The organism is Bacillus sp. 1735sda2 (assembly GCF_024159245.1).
GTDB classification, from domain to species: Bacteria; Bacillota; Bacilli; order Bacillales; family Bacillaceae; genus Bacillus; species Bacillus pumilus_O.
Genome location: NZ_JAMYWZ010000001.1, coordinates 3,394,685 through 3,417,859, shown reverse-complemented (window position 1 = coordinate 3,417,859; position 23,175 = coordinate 3,394,685). Strand labels below are relative to the sequence as shown.

General features: G+C 41.4%; 22 protein-coding genes and 1 other annotated feature. Of the genes, 20 read left to right on the top strand and 2 right to left on the bottom strand.

What is annotated here, in order from left to right:
• The first annotated feature begins 6 nt into the window (after window positions 1-6).
• The 20 genes from NKR21_RS17910 to NKR21_RS17810 all read left to right on the top strand — a co-directional run bounded on the left by NKR21_RS17910 (window position 7) and on the right by NKR21_RS17810 (window position 19,845).
• Window positions 7-348 carry a head-tail connector protein gene (locus tag NKR21_RS17910; RefSeq protein WP_144473505.1) on the top strand — a complete coding sequence of 114 codons (342 nt, stop codon included), beginning with the start codon at window positions 7-9 and terminating at the stop codon, window positions 346-348.
• Window positions 284-649: a phage head closure protein gene (locus NKR21_RS17905; RefSeq protein ID WP_144472850.1), complete on the top strand. Its 366-nt coding sequence runs from the start codon at window positions 284-286 to the stop codon at window positions 647-649. Before NKR21_RS17910 ends, NKR21_RS17905 begins: the two co-directional genes overlap by 65 nt.
• The gene (locus NKR21_RS17900; protein WP_106072761.1) at window positions 642-1,025 is read left to right on the top strand and encodes an HK97-gp10 family putative phage morphogenesis protein; all 384 of its coding nucleotides are present in this window, start codon (window positions 642-644) and stop codon (window positions 1,023-1,025) included. The genes NKR21_RS17905 and NKR21_RS17900 overlap by 8 nt, the downstream gene beginning before the upstream one ends.
• A complete protein-coding gene (gene gp17, locus NKR21_RS17895; RefSeq protein WP_105926180.1) occupies window positions 1,022-1,390 on the top strand; it encodes a tail completion protein gp17 in 369 nt (122 codons plus the stop codon). The genes NKR21_RS17900 and gp17 overlap by 4 nt, the downstream gene beginning before the upstream one ends.
• An 11-nt stretch (window positions 1,391-1,401) precedes the next feature.
• On the top strand, window positions 1,402-2,028 hold the full coding sequence (locus NKR21_RS17890) for a major tail protein (protein WP_253602530.1): 627 nt from the start codon (window positions 1,402-1,404) through the stop codon (window positions 2,026-2,028).
• A gap of 38 nt (window positions 2,029-2,066) precedes the next feature.
• The gene (gene gpG / locus NKR21_RS17885) at window positions 2,067-2,402 is read left to right on the top strand and encodes a phage tail assembly chaperone G (protein WP_144523922.1); all 336 of its coding nucleotides are present in this window, start codon (window positions 2,067-2,069) and stop codon (window positions 2,400-2,402) included.
• 2 nt (window positions 2,403-2,404) lie between these two features.
• Window positions 2,405-2,599, top strand: a complete 195-nt coding sequence (locus tag NKR21_RS17880) for a hypothetical protein (RefSeq protein WP_034665790.1) — start codon at window positions 2,405-2,407, stop codon at window positions 2,597-2,599.
• Between the two features lie 15 nt (window positions 2,600-2,614).
• Window positions 2,615-6,631 (top strand): phage tail tape measure protein, encoded by a 4,017-nt coding sequence (locus NKR21_RS17875; protein ID WP_253602529.1) that lies wholly within the window; start codon window positions 2,615-2,617, stop codon window positions 6,629-6,631.
• Entirely contained in the window at window positions 6,631-7,464 is an 834-nt protein-coding gene (locus NKR21_RS17870) for a phage tail domain-containing protein (RefSeq protein WP_144469031.1), read from the top strand. The genes NKR21_RS17875 and NKR21_RS17870 overlap by 1 nt, the downstream gene beginning before the upstream one ends.
• Window positions 7,465-7,476: 12 nt before the next feature.
• On the top strand, window positions 7,477-9,222 hold the full coding sequence (locus tag NKR21_RS17865; RefSeq protein ID WP_253602528.1) for a phage tail protein: 1,746 nt from the start codon (window positions 7,477-7,479) through the stop codon (window positions 9,220-9,222).
• Window positions 9,223-9,252: 30 nt separating this feature from the next.
• Complete coding sequence (locus tag NKR21_RS17860) at window positions 9,253-11,214, top strand: right-handed parallel beta-helix repeat-containing protein (protein WP_253602590.1); 1,962 nt, start codon at window positions 9,253-9,255, stop codon at window positions 11,212-11,214.
• Between the two features lie 2 nt (window positions 11,215-11,216).
• Entirely contained in the window at window positions 11,217-13,034 is a 1,818-nt protein-coding gene (locus tag NKR21_RS17855; protein ID WP_253602527.1) for a BppU family phage baseplate upper protein, read from the top strand.
• A gap of 15 nt (window positions 13,035-13,049) precedes the next feature.
• The gene (locus NKR21_RS17850) at window positions 13,050-13,334 is read left to right on the top strand and encodes a hypothetical protein (RefSeq protein WP_144470421.1); all 285 of its coding nucleotides are present in this window, start codon (window positions 13,050-13,052) and stop codon (window positions 13,332-13,334) included.
• Window positions 13,331-13,510 (top strand): XkdX family protein, encoded by a 180-nt coding sequence (locus NKR21_RS17845; protein WP_144458206.1) that lies wholly within the window; start codon window positions 13,331-13,333, stop codon window positions 13,508-13,510. Before NKR21_RS17850 ends, NKR21_RS17845 begins: the two co-directional genes overlap by 4 nt.
• A gap of 62 nt (window positions 13,511-13,572) precedes the next feature.
• Window positions 13,573-13,785 carry a BhlA/UviB family holin-like peptide gene (locus NKR21_RS17840; RefSeq protein WP_034324986.1) on the top strand — a complete coding sequence of 71 codons (213 nt, stop codon included), beginning with the start codon at window positions 13,573-13,575 and terminating at the stop codon, window positions 13,783-13,785.
• A 19-nt stretch (window positions 13,786-13,804) separates the two neighbouring features.
• Complete coding sequence (locus NKR21_RS17835) at window positions 13,805-14,068, top strand: phage holin (RefSeq protein ID WP_144458204.1); 264 nt, start codon at window positions 13,805-13,807, stop codon at window positions 14,066-14,068.
• 51 nt (window positions 14,069-14,119) lie between these two features.
• Entirely contained in the window at window positions 14,120-14,920 is an 801-nt protein-coding gene (locus tag NKR21_RS17830) for a peptidoglycan recognition protein family protein (protein ID WP_253602548.1), read from the top strand.
• 427 nt (window positions 14,921-15,347) lie between these two features.
• Window positions 15,348-16,787 carry a BclA C-terminal domain-containing protein gene (locus NKR21_RS21210; protein ID WP_301287576.1) on the top strand — a complete coding sequence of 480 codons (1,440 nt, stop codon included), beginning with the start codon at window positions 15,348-15,350 and terminating at the stop codon, window positions 16,785-16,787.
• Window positions 16,788-17,430: 643 nt separating this feature from the next.
• Window positions 17,431-18,105 (top strand): NAD(P)H-dependent oxidoreductase, encoded by a 675-nt coding sequence (locus tag NKR21_RS17815; RefSeq protein ID WP_012011403.1) that lies wholly within the window; start codon window positions 17,431-17,433, stop codon window positions 18,103-18,105.
• A 90-nt stretch (window positions 18,106-18,195) separates the two neighbouring features.
• Window positions 18,196-18,420: a binding site (T-box leader), on the top strand.
• 75 nt (window positions 18,421-18,495) lie between these two features.
• Entirely contained in the window at window positions 18,496-19,845 is a 1,350-nt protein-coding gene (locus NKR21_RS17810; RefSeq protein ID WP_012011401.1) for an amino acid permease, read from the top strand.
• Between the two features lie 46 nt (window positions 19,846-19,891).
• Here NKR21_RS17810 and NKR21_RS17805 read toward each other — a convergent pair whose 3' ends face one another.
• Window positions 19,892-20,884, bottom strand: a complete 993-nt coding sequence (locus tag NKR21_RS17805) for a glycosyltransferase family 2 protein (protein WP_012011400.1) — start codon at window positions 20,882-20,884, stop codon at window positions 19,892-19,894.
• A 30-nt stretch (window positions 20,885-20,914) separates the two neighbouring features.
• Complete coding sequence (locus tag NKR21_RS21435; RefSeq protein ID WP_144455463.1) at window positions 20,915-23,038, bottom strand: ArnT family glycosyltransferase; 2,124 nt, start codon at window positions 23,036-23,038, stop codon at window positions 20,915-20,917.
• Window positions 23,039-23,175 lie beyond the last annotated feature (137 nt).

Below are 23,175 nucleotides of genomic sequence, written 5' to 3'. Positions count from 1 at the left end.
TCTTCTATGGATTTAAAAATGCTGAAAGATGAATATTTAAAAATTGATACCGACCAAGATGACACCTTGCTAAAAACCTTACTTACTGCAGCAAAGGGATATATCAAAAATGGTATAGGTCGTTATGTGGAAGGAAATGCACAGTATTCGCTTGTAACAGGCATGCTTGTTGCTCATTGGTACGAAAATCGAGGAGTGTATGAGTCAGGCGTTTCCGGCTCATCCATCCCTTTTACTATTCGGGACCAACTAACCCAACTTCGCTATGTGGAGGCAGAAGAGGATGAAGAAGATAAGCGAGTTGAATCGTCGCTTAACCTTTCAAGTAAAGAAAAGGGTACAGGATGACGAGCTGAATTGGAATGAATCCTATGAAAATGTCTTTGAGACATGGGGTTCAATTGAAGGATTTTCCGGCACAAAATCAGATACGCTTGTTGCTGGCGCGCTAGGGGTTAAGTCACCGAAGAAAATTACAATAAGATACCGAGAAGACGTAAAGCAAGACATGCGAATCCTTCTTCAAACTGGAACAGACGAGGCAGGAGAGCCAATCTATCGCACTTTCGATGTAATGGATTATAACGACATAGAAAACAAAAAGAAGCGACTTGAAGTCACTTGTAACGAGGTCGGCATAAATGGCTGATATGGATATAGAAGGGTTCGAAGATTTAACGAGATATTTTAATAAAATCGGTGACGACGTCGAAAAAGCCGAAAAGGTTGCCCTTAAAGCTGGGGGCGAGGTAATAGCCGCGCACCAAAAACGTAACGTGAATAAAAGTTCAAAAAATCAGCCTCACATGGTCGATAACATCACCGTTTCAGCTGCAAGAGAATCAAAAGACGGTGAGCTGTTTGTTTCGGTTGGTCCGAATAGAAAAGTCGCTTACAGAGGGCGATTTTTAGAGTGGGGCACGTCTAAAATGCCGCCGCATCCATTCATTGAAAAAAGCGCAGTTGAAGGGGAGGGACAAGCTGTGAAGATCATGGAAAGAATTATCACGGCACCTATTAAATGAGTCTTGATGCAAAAAAAGAATTGAGTGCAGCGTTAATAAAAAACAATGAATTAAAGCAGCTTGTCACGGGTGGTTTTCATAATCTTGTGGCCGATGATGTGGCCGCATTCCCCAGAGTTGTATTTTCAGAGATTACAAATAGGGATCAGGAGTACAGAGACAACCACTCCGCAGCAAGTGAGGTTCGATTCCAGTTAAGCATATTTTCAAAAGCAGACACACGGAAAAACGAAACAGAAATAGCGAAATTAATAGATCGTCTTATGAAAGATTTAGGTTACGGAAGATATGATTCCGTTGACCTTTACGAAACAGATACAAAAATCTTTCACAGAGGCATGAGGTACGTCAAAACATTTTTCTAGGAGGAAAACAGATGGGGAAAACAATCTACGGATTAGACATGTTTCATTACGCTGAACTTATTCAGGATGATGACAAAGGACTTGCATATGCAAAGCCTGAAAGACTGCCGGGAGCTGTAAACGTCAAAGTCGATCCTAAATCAGAACAGTCTAAGTTTTGGGCTGATAACGGCGTGTTCGATTCATTTAACAACATGGGTGACATTGACCTTGAGGCTGAAATAGCAGATCTGCCAATTGAGGTGCAGAACAAAATTTACGGTCACAAGGTAGAGAATGGGATTTCTTTTGCCAGTTCTGATGATAAGGCTATACACTTGGCTTTCGGGTTTAGAGCGAAAACATCCACAGGCGGGCATAGGTATTATTGGTTCTTGAAGGGTCTTCCTGAATTGCTGGGGAATGAACACAAAACTACCGAAGGGAAAGCCGAACCTGAAACACCAAAATTTAAAGCAGGTTTCATGACTTTACAAAATAAGAAGGGGAAAAATCGTTGGAAGGCTCAAGCTGAGTTTGGTGAAGGTTTTGACCCGAATGAATGGTTTAAACAAGTTGTATGTGACGGTGCGTCGTTTTCAATGGGAAAAGATACAGAGGATTCCACAAGTTCAGTAGACATCGGAAAGGGCGTTTAATAACGCTCTTTTTTATTTTGTAATCGGGAGGCAATAGCATGGAAGCAATGACAATCACTTTGCATTTAAACGGTAAAAAAAAGAAGTTCTCGACACCTAGCTTTATCACAGGTGCTTTGTTTAGAACCGCGGTAGAAGTAACAGAAGACTTTGAATCAAATGATCCAGAAAGACTTTATACAAGTGCACAATCAGAGTTTATCTGCGAAGTCTTCGGAAACAAATTCACTGCAGAAGAATTTGAACAAGGCATTGATTCACGACTTTTAACTAGAACAATCTACGCAACTGCAAACTATGTCATCGGAAATATCGTTGAAGCGAGCAAGATCCTGAATCCTGAAACTGCAGAGGAAGCAGAGCTGGGGGAGTAAGTTTGTCCGATGCTGTCCTTGATATGTATAACGCATTAGAGGACATTGGCTTTACTCAAAATCAGATAGACGAAATGGACATTGTCTATCATCTGAAACGCCTTGCACGCAGGAAAGAAGCGAGCAAGGAAAAGCCAAGTAAGAACGCTACAGCATCGGATAAACCTTTATACATTGATCAAATACCTGGACTGTAAAAAGGTGGTGAGGGATTGAGCAAAGACATTAAAGTAAAGCTGTATTCTAATTCGTCCCAATTTAACGGGGAAATGAAAGCAATTTCCGTTCAAATGAAGAACATAAAGTCTGAGTTTGAAAAGAATCGGACTGCCGTCGGTGTGTGGGGCAATGAACTGAAAACGTCGCAGACGAAAGTCAGAACCCTTTCACAGCAATTAGACCAGCATAAAATGAAGGTCAAAGCACTCGAAAGAGCGTATGCAGATTCAGCTATCAAGAAGGGAAAGGATGCGGAATCAACGCAAACCCTTGCCCGCAGGCTGAACTATGCAACAGCTGAAATGAATAAAACACAAAACGCGTTAACGCAAACGACTAATAAAATTCAGAAGATGGAAGCTGAGATAAAACGAACATCCTCATCGCTTTATAAAATGGGCCAAAGAATGAATACAGTTGGCAACAAAATGAGAAGTACCGGTGCTTCGGTAGCAATGACTACAGGTGTTGCTTTTGCTAGCTTGGCCCTCCCGCTAAAAGATGCAGTACAAGTGGGTATGGACTTTGAAAAGCAAATGAGTAAAGTCCAAGCTATTTCAGGTGGTACAGCCCAAGAAATAAAAAAGTTAGAAAAGCAAGCAATGGATCTTGGGGCAACATCAGTTTTTACTGCTAGTCAAGCAGCAGACGCACAAAGTTTCCTTGCGATGGCTGGATTTAAAGCAAACGATATTTACGCAGCCATGCCAGGTATGTTGAATTTAGCGGCTGCAGGTCAACTAGATTTAGCTGCCGCCGCCGACATTTCCTCTAATATGATGCAGGCCTTTGCCTTGAAAGCTGAGGAAGCAGGTCACGCATCGGATGTAATTGCATACGGAGCAGCTAACGCAAACACAAACGTTGAGCAAATGGGAGAGGCCATGAAGTTCCTTGCCCCTAATGCCAATTCGCTAGGATGGGGACTAGAAGAATCAGCGGCCGCAGTCATGGCGTTTGGTGACGCAGGTTTACAAGGTTCTATCGCAGGACAAGCCTTTGGTACGTCGTTGATTAGGCTGGCAACGCCAGCTAAAAAGGCCCAAAAGGAAATTGATAAATTAGGATTTGCGTTTTTCGATGCCGCCGGAGATATGAAAAGCATGCCGGAAGTCGTTGCAGAAATGGAAAAGGGCATGAAAGGCATGACGAAAGAGCAGCAAGCCGCAACCTTAAAAACCATTGTCGGTGCTGAATCTTATAAACATTGGGCTATTCTTCTACAAAAAGGCAGCAAGGCTTTAAAAGAGAACACAAAGGCTTTGAAGGAATCAGACGGTGCTGCTCAAGATATGGCAGATACGATGCTAGATAATGCACGAGGCAGCATAGTTGCCTTTAATTCTGCTGTAGAAGGAGCAAAAATTAAACTAACTAAAAGTTTACTTCCTGCGCTTGGTAACCTAGCTGAAAAAGGCGCAGACATCGTTTCCATGTTTAACAAAATGGATTCTGCCACAGCTCAAACGGTTGCTAAAACAGCATTGTTTGCTACGGGTGTCCTAGGCGCCACAACAGCAGTCGCAACGCTGACGATGGGTATTGGTGCGCTTTTAGCATTTACGGGTCCAGTGGGGCTTGCTATTGTGGGGGGAACGGCTTTACTAGGCGGCATTGCTGTAGCAACCTATGCGTATAACGAGCAACTTAAAAACCAAAAGAAACGTCAAGAAGAAGCAAAAGAATCGGCTCTTCTATATGGTGAGGGCGTTTCTAAAGCGACACAAAAAGCGGCCGGATCATACGTGAATCTACGTGAAAAAGCTACATCACAACTGTTCCAACTGACACAGGTTTCAGGAAAAGAAGCCGAGAAGATGGCAAGCAATCTATTGTCTACTTATCAAAAAATGTCTTCTTCTCTTATTAAAGAGCTGGAAGGATTTAAGACAGATGCAATCGCCGTTCTAAAAGGTCTTTTTGAGGACCAAGAAAAAGAAACAAAGAAAATCGGAGAAGATTGGTCCGATCAGCTGGTCGGAGACATTGACAAAGACGTTCAAAAAGTACGTGAGAAGATGCGGCAGTTAGAAAAATTGAAAGATGAAACAGGTTTAATGACATCAAAAATGAATGCTTCTCAAAAGAAAACATTTGAGGATATAATTTCATTCTTTCAACAGTCAACAAGTAAATTTGCCGCAAACCAAAAGGACGCTTTAGCCATTCAACAGAGAGTTTCAGAGAGTCAAACAAAACTCTCTTTTAAAAATGCCAAAAGCTACAATGATCAAATTAGTGGCATTTACAAAGAGGGGCAGAAGGCAGCTAAAGAAGATCGTGACTACAGAAATAAAGTTTTAGACGAGGCCCTTGCAAAAGAAGCCATTTCAGCCGCACAGCACAAAGCACTAAAAGCTAAAAGTAACGCTGATTATCAAAAGTCACTTGCTGAGAACCTAGAAGCGTATAAAAACAATTCAAAAGCGTTATTTGATCAAATGGCTCAAGACGGGAAACTACTGGATTTAGAAACAGGAAAAGCACTAGAAAAACAAATAGAATACTCAAGTAATTCAATGGGTATTTTCACCAATCAAGAGGAACAAGAAGAAAAATACCAAGCGCGATGGGCTGAAAGACAAGTAGCGTTCTTACAAAAACTTGGAGACAGCAAAGAAGAAGCATTAGAAAAAACGAAACAAGCTCTCATTGAGTTTAACGAGGGTCTAGGCTTTTCTGCAGAAGAATCGGCGAGCAAAGCAAACGAAGCAATCATAAATGCTGAAAACGAATTCAACCGCGCAACATCTGCCCGTGAATCGGGAAAGAAAATGGGCGATGAATTTGCGGACGGCCTAACAGCTGCCACACCTAACACGTTAGCAAGTGGGTCGATCCTTAAACAAACACTGGATCAAAAATTGCGAGAAGAAAACGGTATCCCTAGAATTGCAGGACAAGAAAAAGGCCAATCGTTTAGTGAAGGTATTAATTCGTCAAAAGTTAACGTATCTAACAGCGGATCAGTGCTGCAGCAAGCACTTAGGCAAAAGCTAAGTGAAGGCAATGCAGAGGCTAATACATCCGGCTCACAAAAGGGTCAATCATTTAGCGCGGGAATAAGTTCAACAAGTGGCATCACAAGCACTGCAGCAAGCAGCGTAAACCAAACGGCGCTATCTAACCTTAATAAAAATACGACCCAGGCAACCCAAGCAGGTGTGACAAAAGGCAGCAGTCACAGTGCGGGTATCACAAGCACAAAGGGCGCCAATACGACTGCAGCATCATCGGTGAGTGCGACAGCAACGGCACAACTTGCCAAAACAACTGATGGCGGAGGCGGACAAAAAGCAGGTGTTGAATTTGCATCGGGAATCCGTAGCCAAGCCGGAAACGCTAGTAATTCGGGTAGCACCGTAGCACAATCAGGAAAACAAGGCTTATCAAGCGTGAAAACAACTGGCACAGGTGCTGATTTTTCTAAAGGTTTTGCTAACGGTATTCGTAGTATGGGAGGCACCGGCGGGACAATTTGGAAAGCTGCTTGGGCCATCGGTAAAGTTGCAATACGTTCGCTGAAAGATTCCATACAATCAAAATCACCTGCAAAAAAGACCATCGCAGAAGGCGTGAACTTTGGAGACGGCTTCATCATTGGACTTGGTGAAAAAGCGAATGAAGTGAAAAAGAGCACAGCAGCAATGGCACAAGGTGCTATGTCGTCCTTCAAGTCTGAAATTAATAGAATGGCGTTTAACATCCAGGGGGCAGCAGATGAAATAAACACGATGCGAGCCGAACTGACTGTGAGAAATGAGATTGATACGCCTGTATTAAACCAAAAGCTAGATGCCCTTATTAGTCTTCTATCAAACAATTTACAAACGAACAATGAAAGCGTAAGTGCGGCAGGGCAAACAATCAAAATTCATCCTGCACCTGTCATTATTGGCGGTGAGCATTTAGCAGACATCGTTTTTAATCAAGGAGACACATCTATACTAGATAAAAAGAGCGCTCAAAAGTATGAGCAGAATGCCTATAAAGGAGGGCTGAAAAGATAATGGATCTGTATTTTGATTTCAGAGACGGAATGGGGGAGCAACCTTTGTCGGGGTTACTGCCCTATTTTAAGTTGCTTAGCTTTGCACCTGACGCGCCGAGCACTGATAGGGAGCTTGTACAATTAACCAGGTTTAACGGACTTGTACCGACGCAGCACCCACGCGACATAGTGTACAAAGAAAGGCCTATCAAAGTTGAAATATTGCTGGATGCTAAAATCGCGGCTAACTTTTATCAGTATAGACATGAGTTTTATGATCTTGTTGTTCAGCCCTTCTGGTATTACATCTCATGTGATCTGCTTCCTGGTAGGCGTTTTGCGGTTACGTGTGACGGAGGGTTTCAAATACCCAAAGACAAGCAAAAAAACCAGGTATCTTTCCAAATGGATTTTAACAATATTACAGGACTAGCAGAGTCAAAGGGCACGTCTTTAAGCGCGCAAAACTTTTCTAGTGAAAGATGGTTTTCAGGAATGGGAATTCAAAGGCGGGACGATCTGCAGTACCGTTTTAAAAACAAAAAGCGTTTCAGCGTATTCAATCCTGGCTTACCTATTAACCCACTGCAGCATGATTATAATGTGCTTCTTAACGCAAAGGGAAAAAACGTGACTATCATCAACCACACGAATAACGAAAGATTGAAAATAGAAGCCGAATTGAAAAAATCACAACAGGTCAGAAACCTGAAACAGTATACCGTTGTCGGCAATAAAAGATTAAAAACGTCTGGAAGGTTGCCGTCCTTAGATAAAGGCATGAATGAGTTTGAGATACAGAACACCAATGATTTTGAAATTGTTTTCGACACGAGATTCTATTATGCATAAGGAGGGGGTGTCATGGCTGCAAAAGATTTTATAAAGAAACTAGCACCGGGAGCACAGAAAGTCCAAAATAAATATAATGTCCTCGCAAGCCTTGTCATCGCTCAGGGGTGCCTAGAAAGTGGTTTCGGAAAAAGTGACCTGTCTCAAAAGGCGCATAATCTCTTCGGAGTCAAAGGTACATATAACGGAAAATATGTACTGATGTGGACAAGTGAGCAAGATAAGAAGGGGAACGTTACAAGGATACAAGCTAAGTTTAGAAAGTATCCATCATACGCAGAGAGTTTGGCGGATCTTGGAAGCCTGTACACCCGTTTGGGTCGCTATAAAGCGGTTGTTGGTGAAAAAGATTATAAGAAGGCTACTGCAGCAGTTTCAAAAGCTGGTTACGCCACTGATATAAACTATGCAACAAAATTGAACAGCATCATCTTTACTTACAAGCTCACACAATATGATAATTTGGACGATGTTCCAGAAGAACCAAGCGAACCTGAAACACCAACTAAACCTTCTTATCCAAGTAAAGAGTATCAAGGCAAGGATGTAGAGCTAAACGACGGACTACCTTCTGATATTGATTTCAGGCAGCTGCATGTATCAACCAAGGACGGCAAAGAGCTTGTAGAGATCGTGGGCGCTGTGTTGGAGTTGCAAGACGACACAACAGGTAAAAAGAGTTTCACTTTTACGTTAATGCGAACAGAGGATAACGGAACTGAATTTGATTTACTTGTTCCAGGGAACATACTGTACTTAGATGAAAAAGTTTACAACCATCAAAAGTATTACATTACAGACATTGAGCTTGATCAGAGCAGAAAAAATGTGCTGCAGAAAAAGGTAACGGCCAATCATGTGTATACAGTTCTTCTTGTAAATAGCAGAGTCGAGGAAAAAACGTCAAAGAAACTGAACATCAAAGAAGCCCTAGACATTGCACTTGCGGATACACCTTTTCAATATGTCCTGAAAGAAAAAGAATCAACATTTGATACCGTTGATCAAGACGGGTTCGGCGAAAAGAACAGGATCGAATTATTGGATCAGATCGTTGATGATTATGAAATAGAGCTTGATGTAAACAACTACGTCATCTATGTATATAAAAAGATGGGAAGAGTAGTAGATTACACTTTCGACAGTCGATATAACATGCCAGGCTTTAAGTTGAAGATCAATGATCAAAACACGTCCACAAGAGCTTGGGGTTACGGTGCAGAAAAGAAAGAAAAGAAAGCTAAGAAAAGTGACGCAAAGTCAACCGATACAAAAACGAACGAGGATGAAAAGGAAAAAGAGCCTGAATATGAATTCGAACCTATCCTATACATTCATCCTGATGAAGATAAGTTTCTTATTGAAGGAAAGCCGCGCTGGGGTGAGCCGATAAGAGATGACACAGTAAAAAAACCAAGCAACATGGTATCTGCTTTGAAAAAGCATGTGAACCCATATCCTGACGTGGTCGTTGAGGCAGAGTATCAATATATCTATGAGCCAGCACTACAAGGAATAGAAGAGGATTTTTGGAAGGGTGACACCATACATGTCATTGCTGATACAGCAAACGGTATCACGTTTGAAGACGATGTAAGGCTAGTGTCTGTCACTTATAACCCCCTCAACCCGTATGACAGCCCTAAAATGACTTTCGCAAACTTCCGAAAAGACATTCAGGATTATCAAGTGAGTCAGGCACGGCAGATTAAGCAGCAAAAAAGATATATAGATCAGTTAATGAGAACGCTCAATTAGGAGCGTTTTTTCTTTTTGGAATTGAAAGGAGTGAACATATTGGTCCGGCTTAAAAAGGATTACGATACGACAAGAAATTCAGTCTATGAATCGCAGTTACGCGGGGATATGAAGACAATTGAAAACGAGCTTAATAAAAACGCTACAGAATTATACGCTCATAAGAACCATGAAAAAGCGCACTCTTCTAAACAGATTATGCATGGTTTGTTTACTGTCGCAAATAGGATAGAAAACGTGTGGGCTAGATTGACAAACCTTGTATTAAATCACGATGGCAATGATGTCAAGGAGGTTGTTGATATTAGGGTCGCCACAGACGCTAGTATACACAAGACGGCTAAAGATCGCCTAGACTACGAGTTCGCAATCATGAATAGTCGTTTTGTTTATAAAAACGCACTTAACTACGACGCAGATCCAACGGGCAAAAATCCTTCGGCAGCTGCTATTCAACGCGCGTTAGATGAAATACATCGTGAAGGCGGGGGCCAGTTAATCATCCCAGCCGGGGAATACTTGATCGAAAAACGAATAGTCGTTTATGAAAACACAAGGGTTACAATGGCGCATAACTGTGTTTTACTGCGTGGTTGGGCTGGTGGATTTTTCATTAACGGTCTACCAACAGATAATTTCAAAGGTTATAACGGGCGAGGCAATATCATCATAGAAGGTGGTATTCTTGATGGAAATTACGCCAATATAGGCAAATATCCAACGAAGGCAATGGACTCAATCATCTTAGGTCACGCATCTAACATTATAATTGATCGGGTTATATTTAAGGACACGATCACAGCTCATGCCATTGATGCCAATGGAATTAATAATTTACAAGTAACGAATTGTAAGTATTTGGGATTTGTTGATTTAAGTCCAAGTAAAAACCGGCCATATTCAGAGGCAATTCAATTGGGCGAATTCACAAAAGCCGGAATGGATCAATTCGGGGCTTTCGATGGAACGCCGAACAAAAACGTATTAGTAGCGCATAATTACGTTGGGGAATCTGACTTGTTGGGTGCATGGGGCTGTGGCGTAGGAAATCATTATACTGTCTATGATGTATATCAAACTAACATTACAATTTTTGATAACAATTTTGAAAATTGTACATTTGCTGGCGTGAGAACTTATAAATGGGGCGAAGTAAAAATACTCGATAATAAATTCAAAAATTGTCGAGACTGCATTAGAATTTCTCAAGCTATCGGTGGTTTTGAGAGTTCGAAGAATGCGGCAGGAAAGCAAACGAACCGTCCACAGGGCGCTCAAAACGTTTTGATCCAAGGTAACGATTTTTACGATTATACAGAATACGGTATTTTGACATTCGGTCAAATTACAAATAAAGAAGTCGCTTGGAGCGATGGAATTCGTATTCTCGGAAACTATTTCAGACTAAAAGCAAAAAATATTGGTCAGCACAAAAAAGAACAAGCTATCAAATTAGTTTTTGCGAAAAATGCCCGTATTACAGATAACAGACTGTATGGTGGTCGTCGTGGAATATGGATCGAAGGGTGTTTTAATACATTTGTGGAAAGCAACGAAATTTCTAATATGGATACAGAGGCAGTATTCATAGAGAAAAGCAGAGACAAAACATCTGTAACGAAATCAACCCACGTTACGGTGAGTAGAAACGAAATTAACTCTACAGGTCGAAATGGGATATATGTACAAAATACCGATTACTTTGACGTTTGTGATAATAACATTTTCAATACGAATAAAGAACAGGATAAAGCAAAAGGTCGTGGCGGTATATATGTCGGCAGTGGATACGACGGACGAATCGAAAACAACCGAATTCGAGGAGTCGAAAAATCATTTGCGATACTTGTAGACGCTAAAGCAAGGGAAGTTAACGTTGCTAACACTAAAGGGACAGGGAGAGTCATTGTTCAGGGCAGTGATAACTTTAACGGGTACTACGGTACGAAGAAGGATGACTATATCCGAAAAATTGTCACAAAGGAGGCGTGATGATGGTTTCTAAAAATGGGAGATTAGATTTTGATGTAAACGCATATACCAGTTCAAGTGTATCAACCAGCATAAATTTTTGGACGCAGGATCGCCAGACAGCAAGGCTCATTTTCAAACTCACGAAAGATGGCGTGCCGTTACCTCTAGCAGCTGTCACAGGAAAACTTGTATTAGTTATGTCTGACGGCAGCCGATTCATTCGAGACATAACGATAGTAGATAGAGTGAACGGTCAAGCCGAGTATATCTTGTCAGACAAAGAAATCAAGCATTATGGGAATGTAAAAGCTGAATTAAATTTGTACTATGCAAACGATCAATCTATGTCCGTCCATCAGTTTTCTTTTAACATTTCAAAGTCTCTCATTGACCAAGATATTGTGCCGATCACCGAGTTTTATGTGGACGAGTTCGAGGCGTTAAGAGAAAAAATAAACGCTTTATATGATGAGTCTATTCAAACGATTGAAGATCTAAGAGACAAATTTGAAGATCTCGAAGCGCTTGAAACCAAACAAGGCGCACAAGATAAAGTAGACGCACATGCTAACAATAGCGAAATCCATGTTGTTAAGGCGGATAAAGATAAGTGGAATAACGGGCAACTTTATAGGCTTACTCAAAACAACGGTAAGCCTATTTATAAAGGTACAAGTGAGACCACAGATTATAACGAGATAATTGATACCGGTTTTTATCTTATCTATAACAAGGGTTTAAATGGCCCGCCATCGGTCAATAAATCATTCATGATAGTGTTGAGTTTTGGTAGCACTCTTTTACAGACTGCATATGACACGAATGGAAAAAAATCTTTCTATAGAGTACGCAATCAAGATTCAACTTGGACAGTTTGGATGTCATCATTGACCGAGGAAGATAAAATAACCCAGAGTGAGAAAGATAAATGGAATAATGGTCAATTGTCTAAGATCACAGCAGACAATGGAATGCCGTTGATCTCAATTAAGGATACTTCTTTAAGCATCTTAGACGAAGTTATCAATAATGGGTTAGGTCAAGGGACGTTTTATGCTATAGCTGGTTCAAAAGATTTGCCGAATCACCGTTCTTTTAGAGGGTTCTTTCACATGACGGATGCGAAAAATGAAAAGGGCACGTTTGGATGGGTGTATGCTACGGATTACGCCAACAACATATATACAAATTACCTTAACAATAATGTGTGGAGTGGTTGGTCAAGGCTTTCAAACCATAACATGTTATCTGAAGATGGAAAAGGTCAAGTATTGCCGAATGGTACGGACATTTTAACGCTGCCGTCCGGCTACTACTATGCAGTAGGCACAAACGTAGTCAACATGCCAAGCAAAACGGATTCATCTTGGTTCAATATTTATGTAATTGATAACGGCAACAACCGAAAAACGTTCCATATTATCCGTAGTGGAGATAACCTTCATTGGTGGGGCACGGTTCATACGGACGGGAAACTTAAAAGTTGGGATCGAATGTTAACCGAAAAAGACTTAAAAAGCTCATGGAATCAAGTCACACTTGTTGCTGGAACATCAACAAAACAATTTGCCGGGAACCCTCTCAAATTTTCTATACGTCAAAATGAGTTGCGCATTCGGGGATCGTTTGAGGGAATACCAGCCAATGAAACAGTTATAGCCCGTTTTGCTCAAAAGCCGTCAGCTAGAACTGTATTTTTAGGCGCAACGGTAGGCTCTTATGGATCTGCTAGATTTACACTTGAAACTGACGGCTCTTTACGTTTTGACGGTATGTCGGCTAACGATAATTCTTTTGTAAGCAGATTTGAAATAAATGAATCTATTCCGTTGTGGTAAAGGAGGGGAAGCATCATGCACATTTATTACTATGACGAAAATTTTATGTATACAGGTGAAGATATAATCAGTGAGTACGACGAAATGCCGAAAAACGCTACGAATGTAAGACCGCAAGAGGGGTTGTATCTTCCCGAGTATGACGAGAAAGATAGAGTGTGGTTTGAATCAGCATCCAAAGAGTATATAGAGAGCATGCAGCCGAAACCGCCTTTGCCTAATGATATAACCACTCTTAAAAAACAGGCGGCTTTCCTCACGTTCCAAGTTACGCAGTTGCAGAGAGGCGGGGCATCATGATTTATCCAACGGCGGGCGACATAAAAGTATTTTGGGATTGGGGCGTTTACACTCTTGAGATTATGCGGGAGTATGTCGCATTAAAAGTAATCACAAAAAAAGAATTTGAGCAGATCACTGGCGTTTCATTCGACAAGCCAGCTGCTTCTGCAGATTTAGGAACCACAGCATCTTAACAGGTGCTTTTTATTTTGCCTTCTTAAAGGAGGTGATTAAAGTGAGGGAGTAGGTGAGTGAAATGGAAATGGATTTGGCTCAATATCTGATGACACAAGGACCCTTTGCGGTTCTTTTTTGTTGGGTGTTGTTTTATGTCCTCAATACAACTAAAGAGCGTGAGAACAAGCTAAACGAGCAAATTGACGCACAAAATGACGTACTAGCAAAGTTTAGTGAGAAGTATGATGTTGTCATTGAAAAACTAGACAGAATCGAGAGAAACCAAAAATAAAAAGAAAAGAGGAACTAATATGAAAAACTTCGACACAGGTACTGTGATTCGCACAGTGCTTCTTTTTATGGCATTGATCAACCAAACGTTAATTCTATTTGGCAAGCCAATCTTGCCAATTAGCGAGGAACAAGTCACTTCGTTGGCTGAGACATTGTATCTTGCTTTTTCAATGATCTTTACAATCGTAACAACCCTTGTCGCATGGTTCAAAAACAACTATGTGACTCACAAAGGTAAGCAACAAAAAGAAATTTTAAAAGAAAAAGGATTAACGAAGTAAGGAGCTGCCATGAGGTGGCTCTTTTTAATACAGCAAAAGGAGACGATGAACGTGGTAAAAATCATTAAAGATTTTATTCCAAAGAGTAACCGCAACAGACCAGGCAACTATATGAAGCCTTTATATATTACGGTTCATAACACAGCTAACACAGCAAAAGGGGCAAACGCAGCTAGTCACGCATCGTTTGTGAAACGATCTAGTACAGGCGTAAGCTGGCACTACACGGTGGATGAAAATGTGATCTATCAGCATTTACCGTTAAACGAAAACGGCTGGCATGCAGGAGATGGACGAGGAACCGGAAACATGAAGTCAATTGGAATTGAGATTTGTGAAAACGCAGACGGCAATTTTGAAAAAGCGGTTGAAAATGCTCAATGGGTCATTCGCCAGCTCATGAAAGAGCAAGGAATTCCATTCGCCAACGTTGTACCGCATAAGAGATGGAGTGGGAAAGAATGCCCTCGTAAGTTGCTTAATCGCTGGGACAGTTTCAAAGCCGGGATCGCCGTTGCTCACACAAGTAAAAAGCCGACGGTTAAACCAACAAAAGCAGAACCATCCAAAACAGCAGCTTCCAAGCCTACTAAAAAGTCATATGGTTTGCCTACAGGCATTTTAAAAGTGACAAAGCCTCTTACAAAGGGATCAGCAGTAAAAGCCGTACAGCAAGCCCTAGCGGCGGTTTACTACTACCCGGACAAGGGCGCAAAGAATAACGGCGTTGATGGTTACTACGGACCGAAAACAGCGGATGCGGTCAAACGATTCCAAATGATGCATGGTCTTGTGGCTGACGGCATTTATGGACCCGAGACGAAATCAGCTCTTAAAAAAGCATTGAAATAAGTAAATAAAAAAAGACTTCACTTTATGGGGTCAGTCTCTATATTAAGAGGTCTTTTTTATCCCACAAGGATTAGAGGGAATTACTTTGTCATATTTTCCCGAAACTCCAAGTGGTAATAACTCAAATTTATAAATAAACACTTTTCTAATTTACTTACATATAGTATACAGATCGCATGTTTATACTTTTAATAAGTTAACCTCATTTGGAAAAGTACCTTCTCCTATGGGGAGGTCTTTTCTTTTTTTTGTCTTTATCTTATTTTTCTTGTGATTGGGGAATCATTCATTTAATTCCCAACTATCCCTATTCTGAAAACTAATAAAATTTTTATTATTGATTTGTTAATCTAAACTTTTGGCTCATCTTTGTTAAATGATAGTACCAATCTTATATCATTACATACTATGATTTTGAGGTGATAATATGAAAAGATGTAGAAATTGTGGAAAAACATGTTCAGGACATAGTACTAGAGGAGGTTGGTATGATTCGTATGGTGAGTATGGTTGGGAGTGTGATAGCTGTAAGAGAGTAAGGAATAACCCATGCATTCAAGGTCCGCCTGGAAGAAGAGGTCCAGCAGGTCCAGCAGGTTCGGCGGGTCCGGCAGGTCCAGCAGGTCCAGCAGGTTCGGCGGGTCCGGCAGGTCCAGCAGGTCCAGCAGGTTCGGCGGGTCCAGCAGGTCCAGCAGGAGCCACCGGTCCTAGTGGAGCGACCGGTTCAAGCGGCCCAACAGGTCCAACCGGAGCGACCGGAGTAGGCTTAACAGGAATTGTGCCATTTGATCCAACAGCAGCACCTGGTTATCCAGTAGGTCAAGTTGTGACGTCCAATGGAAGCACGTATATCGTGAATACGGCATCTCCAACGGGCACGCCAGGAACATCACCAGATTACACGTTGATAGCGGGTTCAGGAGCCACCGGAGCGACCGGTTCAAGCGGCCCAACAGGTCCAACCGGAGCGACCGGAGTAGGCTTAACAGGAATTGTGCCATTTGATCCAACAGCAGCACCTGGTTATCCAGTAGGTCAAGTTGTGACGTCCAATGGAAGCACGTATATCGTGAATACGGCATCTCCAACGGGCACGCCAGGAACATCACCAGATTACACGTTGATAGCAGGTGCAGGAGCCACCGGAGCTACAGGTACTAGCGGAGCGACAGGAGCCACCGGTCCTACCGGAGCCACCGGAGCTACAGGTACTAGTGGAGCGACAGGAGCCACCGGTCCTACCGGAGCCACCGGAGCTACAGGAGCCACCGGTCCTACCGGAGCCACCGGAGCGACAGGAGCCACAGGTCCTACCGGAGCCACAGGTCCTACCGGAGCCACCGGAGCGACAGGAGCCACCGGAGCTACCGGAGCCACCGGAGCGACAGGAGCCACCGGTCCTACCGGAGCCACCGGAGCTACCGGAGCCACAGGAACAGGACCTTTTTTATCTAGTTATTATGAAGCAAGATTAAATGAAACTCAAACTGTTGCAAACTTAGGTTTAGTTAATTTAAATTCATCAACTGATGTAGCAGGAAATGGAATTACGTTTAATGGAACAGATACATTCACTCTCAATGAACCTGGTCTGTATAGAGTGGATTATGATGTGAATACAGCTGATAATAGTGGTGGCAGTTCATTTAGGTTGCTTCAGAATGGTGCTCCATTTTCAGGTGCATCGAATTCATCAACTAGTGGAGGGAACATGGGAAGTAGTGCACTTATTCAAGTAGTGCAAGGAACACCAGTGACTGTCTCACTGCAAAATATCTCAAATGCTACTAGGACCTTAACACCATTTAGTGGTGGTTCTTCTGCTAGTATTACAATAAATAGATTTGCAGATGGTCCAACAGTTTAAAATAATATTGAAAGTTAAATGTAAAAATAATTATAAGAGTAGATTAATTTAGAATTTCAAAAATATAAAACTAGTATCGGTTATGATAAATTCCATTAAAAAAGCCCTTTTCGGGGCTTCTTTTTTATTTGAATATCTTTTACATTAATTTGCCACTTGCTTTACCCGCAGCACGTCGCATGATACGGTTTCCTATAGTACCCTTTTGAACGGCGTTGACGTCTCCCAAGATTTTTGATGTTTTATAAAGGAATGATCTTATTTTGTTTATGTTCATTTTACGCTCCTTTTACGTCTGTCCATTATAAAAACTTCCCCCAAACTTCCCCCAATACTCCCCCATATGAATGTTTTCATCTGCAATTGTTTGCAAACGTTTGTTCTTGTGTGATATTTAAGAAGGTTGCTAGAACAACGTTTATTAAAACGAGAATAAAAGTTTGCATACGAAACATCTATTTGTACCTAACGAACAAAAATGTGCGTACTTGAATCATGGGAAGCTTTTCTTTTACCATAGAGATATCACATCACACGTTCGGGTTGTTTGTTTTCTTATCATAACAATTTCTATATGGGAATGGAAAGAAATTGGATTGGTGAAACTTAACACCCTAATCGTTCAGTAGAAAGGATGAATACCATGCGAGACAAAGAGCAATTAAAAAAAGAAATCATTGAGGCGTATGAATTCCGTCATGCGACAAAAGAGTTTGACCCAACGAAAAAGATTCCAGAAGATGATTTTGCGTTCATTTTAGAGACAGGAAGACTTTCCCCAAGCTCTGTCGGATTTGAGCCTTGGAAGTTCCTCGTCGTTCAAAATGAATCATTTAGAGAGAAATTAAAAGAATATACATGGGGTGCGCAAAAGCAGCTGCCAACTGCCAGCCATTTTGTGATCATTTTGGCAAGAACAGACGCCCGTTATGATTCACCATATGCAGAGTATATCAACAAGGAAATCAAGGGAATGACAGACGAAACGTTTGAGATGGTAAAAGGACGCTACAAACAATTCCAAGAGAATGATCTTCATTTGATGGAAACTGACCGTACGCTCTTCGATTGGGCTTCTAAACAAACGTATATTGCTCTCGGTAATATGATGACGGCCGCGGCACAAATTGGCATTGATTCTTGCCCTATTGAGGGATTCAGCTACGACGAAATTCATCGTATGCTTGAGGAGGAAGGATTACTCGAAGATGGTCAGTACGACATCTCTGTCATGGCTGCCTTTGGGTATCGCGTCATCGAGCCAAAGCGCGGCAAAACACGTCGTCCGATGGATGAAGTAGCCGTTTGGATTCGTTAATAGGAAATGTCTGAAAAAGGCTGTTGACAATTGCGTGGTTAGTCAGTATATTTAAAAAATAAAATCTTTGATAAATAGACAAATTGACTATAAAACGCTTTGACTTGAGAATAGTAAATGAATATCCGTTTTCTAAGAGAGCTGCGGGGTGGTGCAACGCAGTAAAACGAATCATTGAACTCGCTCAAGGAGCGGCAAGACTGAATAAATAGTAAGTCTTTACGTGTGACCTCCGTTATCGGGTTTCAAGTTGGATTCAGCTATGTCTGAGTCAATAAGAGTGGTAACGCGGTTGCAAGGTCAGTCGTCTCTTCAAGGAGATGACTGGCCTTTTTATATGCTTTTATCTTATTTTTGTCTGAAGATTCAAATTTAAAGGAGCTATAGAAAATGGAAAAGGAACATGTGCAGTTAAAACGAACAATGACGTCAAGGCATATCATGATGCTCGCACTTGGCGGTGCCATCGGTGCTGGTCTGTTTAAAGGAAGCAGTTCTGCCATTGATATCGCGGGTCCTGCTGTCATTTTGGCATATATGATTGGTGGTCTTATTTTATTATTTATTATGCAAGGACTTGCCGAGATGACAGTTGCACGACCTGGCGCTAGAACATTCCGTGATTTAATTGAACCTGTGTTAGGCAAATACCCCGCCTATTTCTTAGATTGGATCTATTGGAAAATGTGGGTGTTAAACATTGCAGCAGAAGCGATCGTGTCTGCCATCTTTATTCAGTACTGGTTCCCACAAGTACCAATTTGGACACTTGTGTTAATCATTTCACTTGTTGTCACATTGATCAATGTTTGTTCAGTCAAAATGTTTGCTGAGACAGAGTACTGGTTAGCCTCTATTAAAATTGCTGTCATTCTTTTATTTATTATCATTGGGTTAACGATGCTGTTTGTCTCATTCGGACAGCATGCAGCACCTGGATTATCCAACTTAACCGACCACGGAGGATTTTTCCCGAATGGAACGGGCGGCTTAATTGCGGCAATGCTAGTTGTTGTGTATTCATATGGCGGAACTGAAATGATTGGGGTGACATTAGCAGAAACGAAAAACCCTGAAAAAGTCATCCCAAAAGCCATTCAAAGTACATTTGTACGAATCATCGGTTTTTATGTACTTCCGTTCTTCATCATCGTCAGCTTAATTCCTTGGAATCAAGTAAACAATGAACAAGTGAGCCCATTCGTTACGGTGTTTGCAACGATTGGTGTGCCATATGCAAGTGATATTATGAACGGGATTATTTTATTAGCAATCTTGTCTTCTATGAACTCTGGTCTGTACGCTTCTTCAAGAGTACTATTTACACAGGCAATGGATGGCCGTGTATGGAAAGGATTCTCTAAACTGTCAAAACAACAAGTGCCTGTTCGAGCGATTCTTGTATGTACATCTACCTTGTATGCAGCTGTATTGATTTCTCTTTTTGTAGGTAGTCAAACGTTTAATTACTTGATGGGCTCTTTAAGTTACACAGTTCTATTCATCTGGTTTATCATTGCCGTTGGTCATTTGAAATCTCGAAGCGTCGCACAGCCAGGCGGATATCGCGTGAAGCTGTATCCTTTCACAACGTGGTTTTCCGTCATTGCGATCATGGCCATTTTTGTCGGCGTTGTATTAAATACACCAATTGTCCAAACGCTGGTCACAATGTGCATTTATTTAATCATTACACTTTCTTTCTTTATTAATAGAAAACGGTTTGAAACAGCCGTATAAGCTAAAAAGCGTGCAGGACCTTCTGAAGAGGTCTCGCGCGCTTTTTTTAATGCTGTTTATATTGCTTGAAATGTACAGGGGATTGAACTGGATGTGGCTTAGCCTGAAGGCCATAGCTATCTCTGACGATATAAAGCGGCCGGTCCTTGGCTTCATCGTAAATTCGGCCAATATACTCTCCGATCATGCCTAACATAAAGAGGATAATCCCGCTAAAGAATAGCTGAATGACAATTAATGAACTCCAGCCGGTGATGGTGCTGTTTGTAAAAAGTTTTAAATATAAAACTAGAAACATCGATATGAAGCCAATAGCTGAAAGTGCAATACCTGTCACGCTGGCTAGCTTTAAAGGTTTGTAAGAAAAAGATGTGATCCCATCCATTGAGAGCTTGAGCATCTTTTTGAGAGGGTACTTTGTTTCTCCTGCCAGCCGCTCATCCCGAACATATTCTACCGCAACCTGTTTGAAACCGACCCAGCTCACTAATCCGCGGACAAATGGGTTTTTCTCTCGTATTTTTCTCATTTCATGACATACTTTACGATCCATCAGTCTAAAGTCGCCGGTGTCAATAGGAATATCTACTTCGGTGATTTGACGTAACACTCGGTAGAAAAGGGAAGCGGTGTACTTTTTGAAAACTGTTTCGCCTTTTCGCTTGGAACGGACTGCGTATACGACCTCATAGCCCTCCTTCCATTTTTCAATCATGTCTAAAATTAATTCAGGTGGATCTTGTAAATCCGCATCAATCACTACGACAGCTTCTCCCTTTGCATAATCCATTCCCGCTGTAATGGCAATTTGATGTCCAAAGTTACGAGAAAAATCAATAAGTCTCACATTCGAATCGGTCTGGCAGTACCCTTTAATCAGTTCAGCTGTACGATCCATACTGCCGTCATTGACGAAGAGAAGCTCATATGCTTCTCCCGTTGAATCCATGACGGTCTTAAGGCGCTGATACGATTCATGAATCACAAGCTCTTCATTATACACTGGGACTACAATAGAATATTGTATGTTCTTTTCCATCAATCATCGTTCCTCCCTTTAATAGATGAATTAATCAACGGATAGTTTATAAAGAGTGCCGCTCTCCATTCCGCCCATTCGTCCATTAGACTGATTATTTTGTTCTGATTGTTGGCTGTCTGAGCTGTCTGTTTGCTGATTCGTTTTGGATGTAGAGCTGTTCTGCCAGTTAGAAGTAGCTACTTCTTTTCCATTTTTTTGAATCCAAGTGAGAATGTCAGAGCTACCGCCTCTCATACCAGAAAGATAGAAGTATTTGATTTTACCGTCTTTGACGAACTGCTTGAATTCACTAAGTGTGAGAATGTTATCAGATCCACTAAATCCACCTAATGCCATAACAGCTTTTCCTGTTTTAATAATGTAAGGCGAAGCAGTGGTTGCATCTGTTGTTCCGAATAGGAATTCTTCTCCCGTATTGTTTTTTTCAAGATAGCTGATCAGCTTTTCATTGACTTGTGAACTCATGCTGCCACTTGAAGTTGCAAGCTGAGGACCAGTCTCTGGAAGCATACTGTTTCCTCCATAAAGAAGAGGTGTGCTTGCCCAGTATAGTGGTGCAATCATCATGCCAAGGATGGCGATGAGAGACACGAATTGTTTTAGTTTTTCTTTTCCTTTTATCAAAAGTAGAGAAAGGATCGTTCCAATACCAATGATACCGACTGCAACGCTTAGTCCAAGACCGATCGTGCTTGTAAATGTGGATAGGATAAGGATTTCAAATGCGGTTGTGACGAATATCGCAATAGGAAGCAGCCATTTTTTAAAGCCAGTTCCTGTTTGGAACAATTGAGTCATAGAAACCCAGCCGGCTCCTGCTAATACAGCAATTGGCGGTGCCAGCATGATTAAATAATAGTGATGAAAAAATCCTGCTATACTGAAAAATGCAGCAACGGGTATAAGCCAAGCTAACCAAAATAGTGTTTCTTTTTGTTTTGTATTGAGACGTCTTCTTTCAAAGACTGTCGAGAAGAAGATACCAATCGCACCGAAGAGCGCAAATGGAAGCAGCCAACTGATTTGATCGGACAATTCAGATTGGAACAGACGTAATGGCCCTTTTGTTCCTGTTCCAAACATGCCAGAACCACTTCCCATCTTTCCGCCCCCGCCATTTGGAGGTCCATCACTATTACCGCCTGAAGGCATATCAGGTGGTATTGTACCGTTTGCACTGCGTGGTGGTCCTTGCATTGAAGTCTGTTGCTGGTTGAATGATTGGTTTGAATTGTCTGAGTTGTTTTGATTACCACTGGATGGCGGCTGAGTCATGTTGGATGATTCATTGTCATTTTGCTGATCACCCTGCTGTGAAGGTGGCTGCCCCTCCCCCTGATTTGTACCGCCTCTCCCGCCAGACTGTTGTCCAGTTAACCGCTGAAGACCGTTGTAACCAAAGGCTAATTCTAGTGCTGAGTTCGATTGACTTGATCCCATATAAGGACGATTATCTTTGGATGTGAGATCAACCGCTATAGACCAAGAAGCAGATACACTTAAAAGAACAATCATTGAGATCAATAGTGATAACAACTTTTTCTTCCATGTCGTTCGGAAGGCGATGATGTAAAACAAGACGAGAGCCGGTACAATCATATACGCTTGAAGCATTTTTGTATTAAAACCGATACCGATCATTGCAAAAGAAGCAATTGCCCAAAGTACCTTCTGCTGTTTTACAGCCTTGAACATCATGGCTGTTGCGAGTAAAAGAATAAAAACGAGTAAGCTGTCAATGTTATTTGTACGAGATACAGCAACTGCGATTGGTGTGCACGCCATAATGAGTGCTGACAGTCTTGCAGCAGCCTGCCCAAATGTAGGTTTGACTAGGCGATAGATTAAATAAACTGATCCAATGCCAGCTAAAGCTTGGGGTAAGATCACACTCCAGCCATGCAGTCCGAAAATTTTGGCACTGATCGTTTGCAGCCAGAAGGCGAGCGGTGGTTTATCCACCGTGACATAACCTGAGGGATCGAACGAAGTAAAGAAGAAATTATGCCAGCTTTGCATCATACTTGTGACCGCTGCGGTATAATAAGCGTTCACTGTATCGTTGTTCCAAATGTTATAAATGTTTAAAATGGCAGATAAAATTAATATGAAAAATAAATAAAGATCAAATTTTTGAAAGCGTCTAATCAAAAGTTTGTCACTCCTTTTTCTTAACTTGAAAAAAGTGTAACAAGCAAATATGAATAAATTATGAATAAAAAAAGGCCAATTTTTTATTTTTCTGTTGAATAAAAACAGCTCTAGAAAAGAGCTGTTTTGTTTAAGGT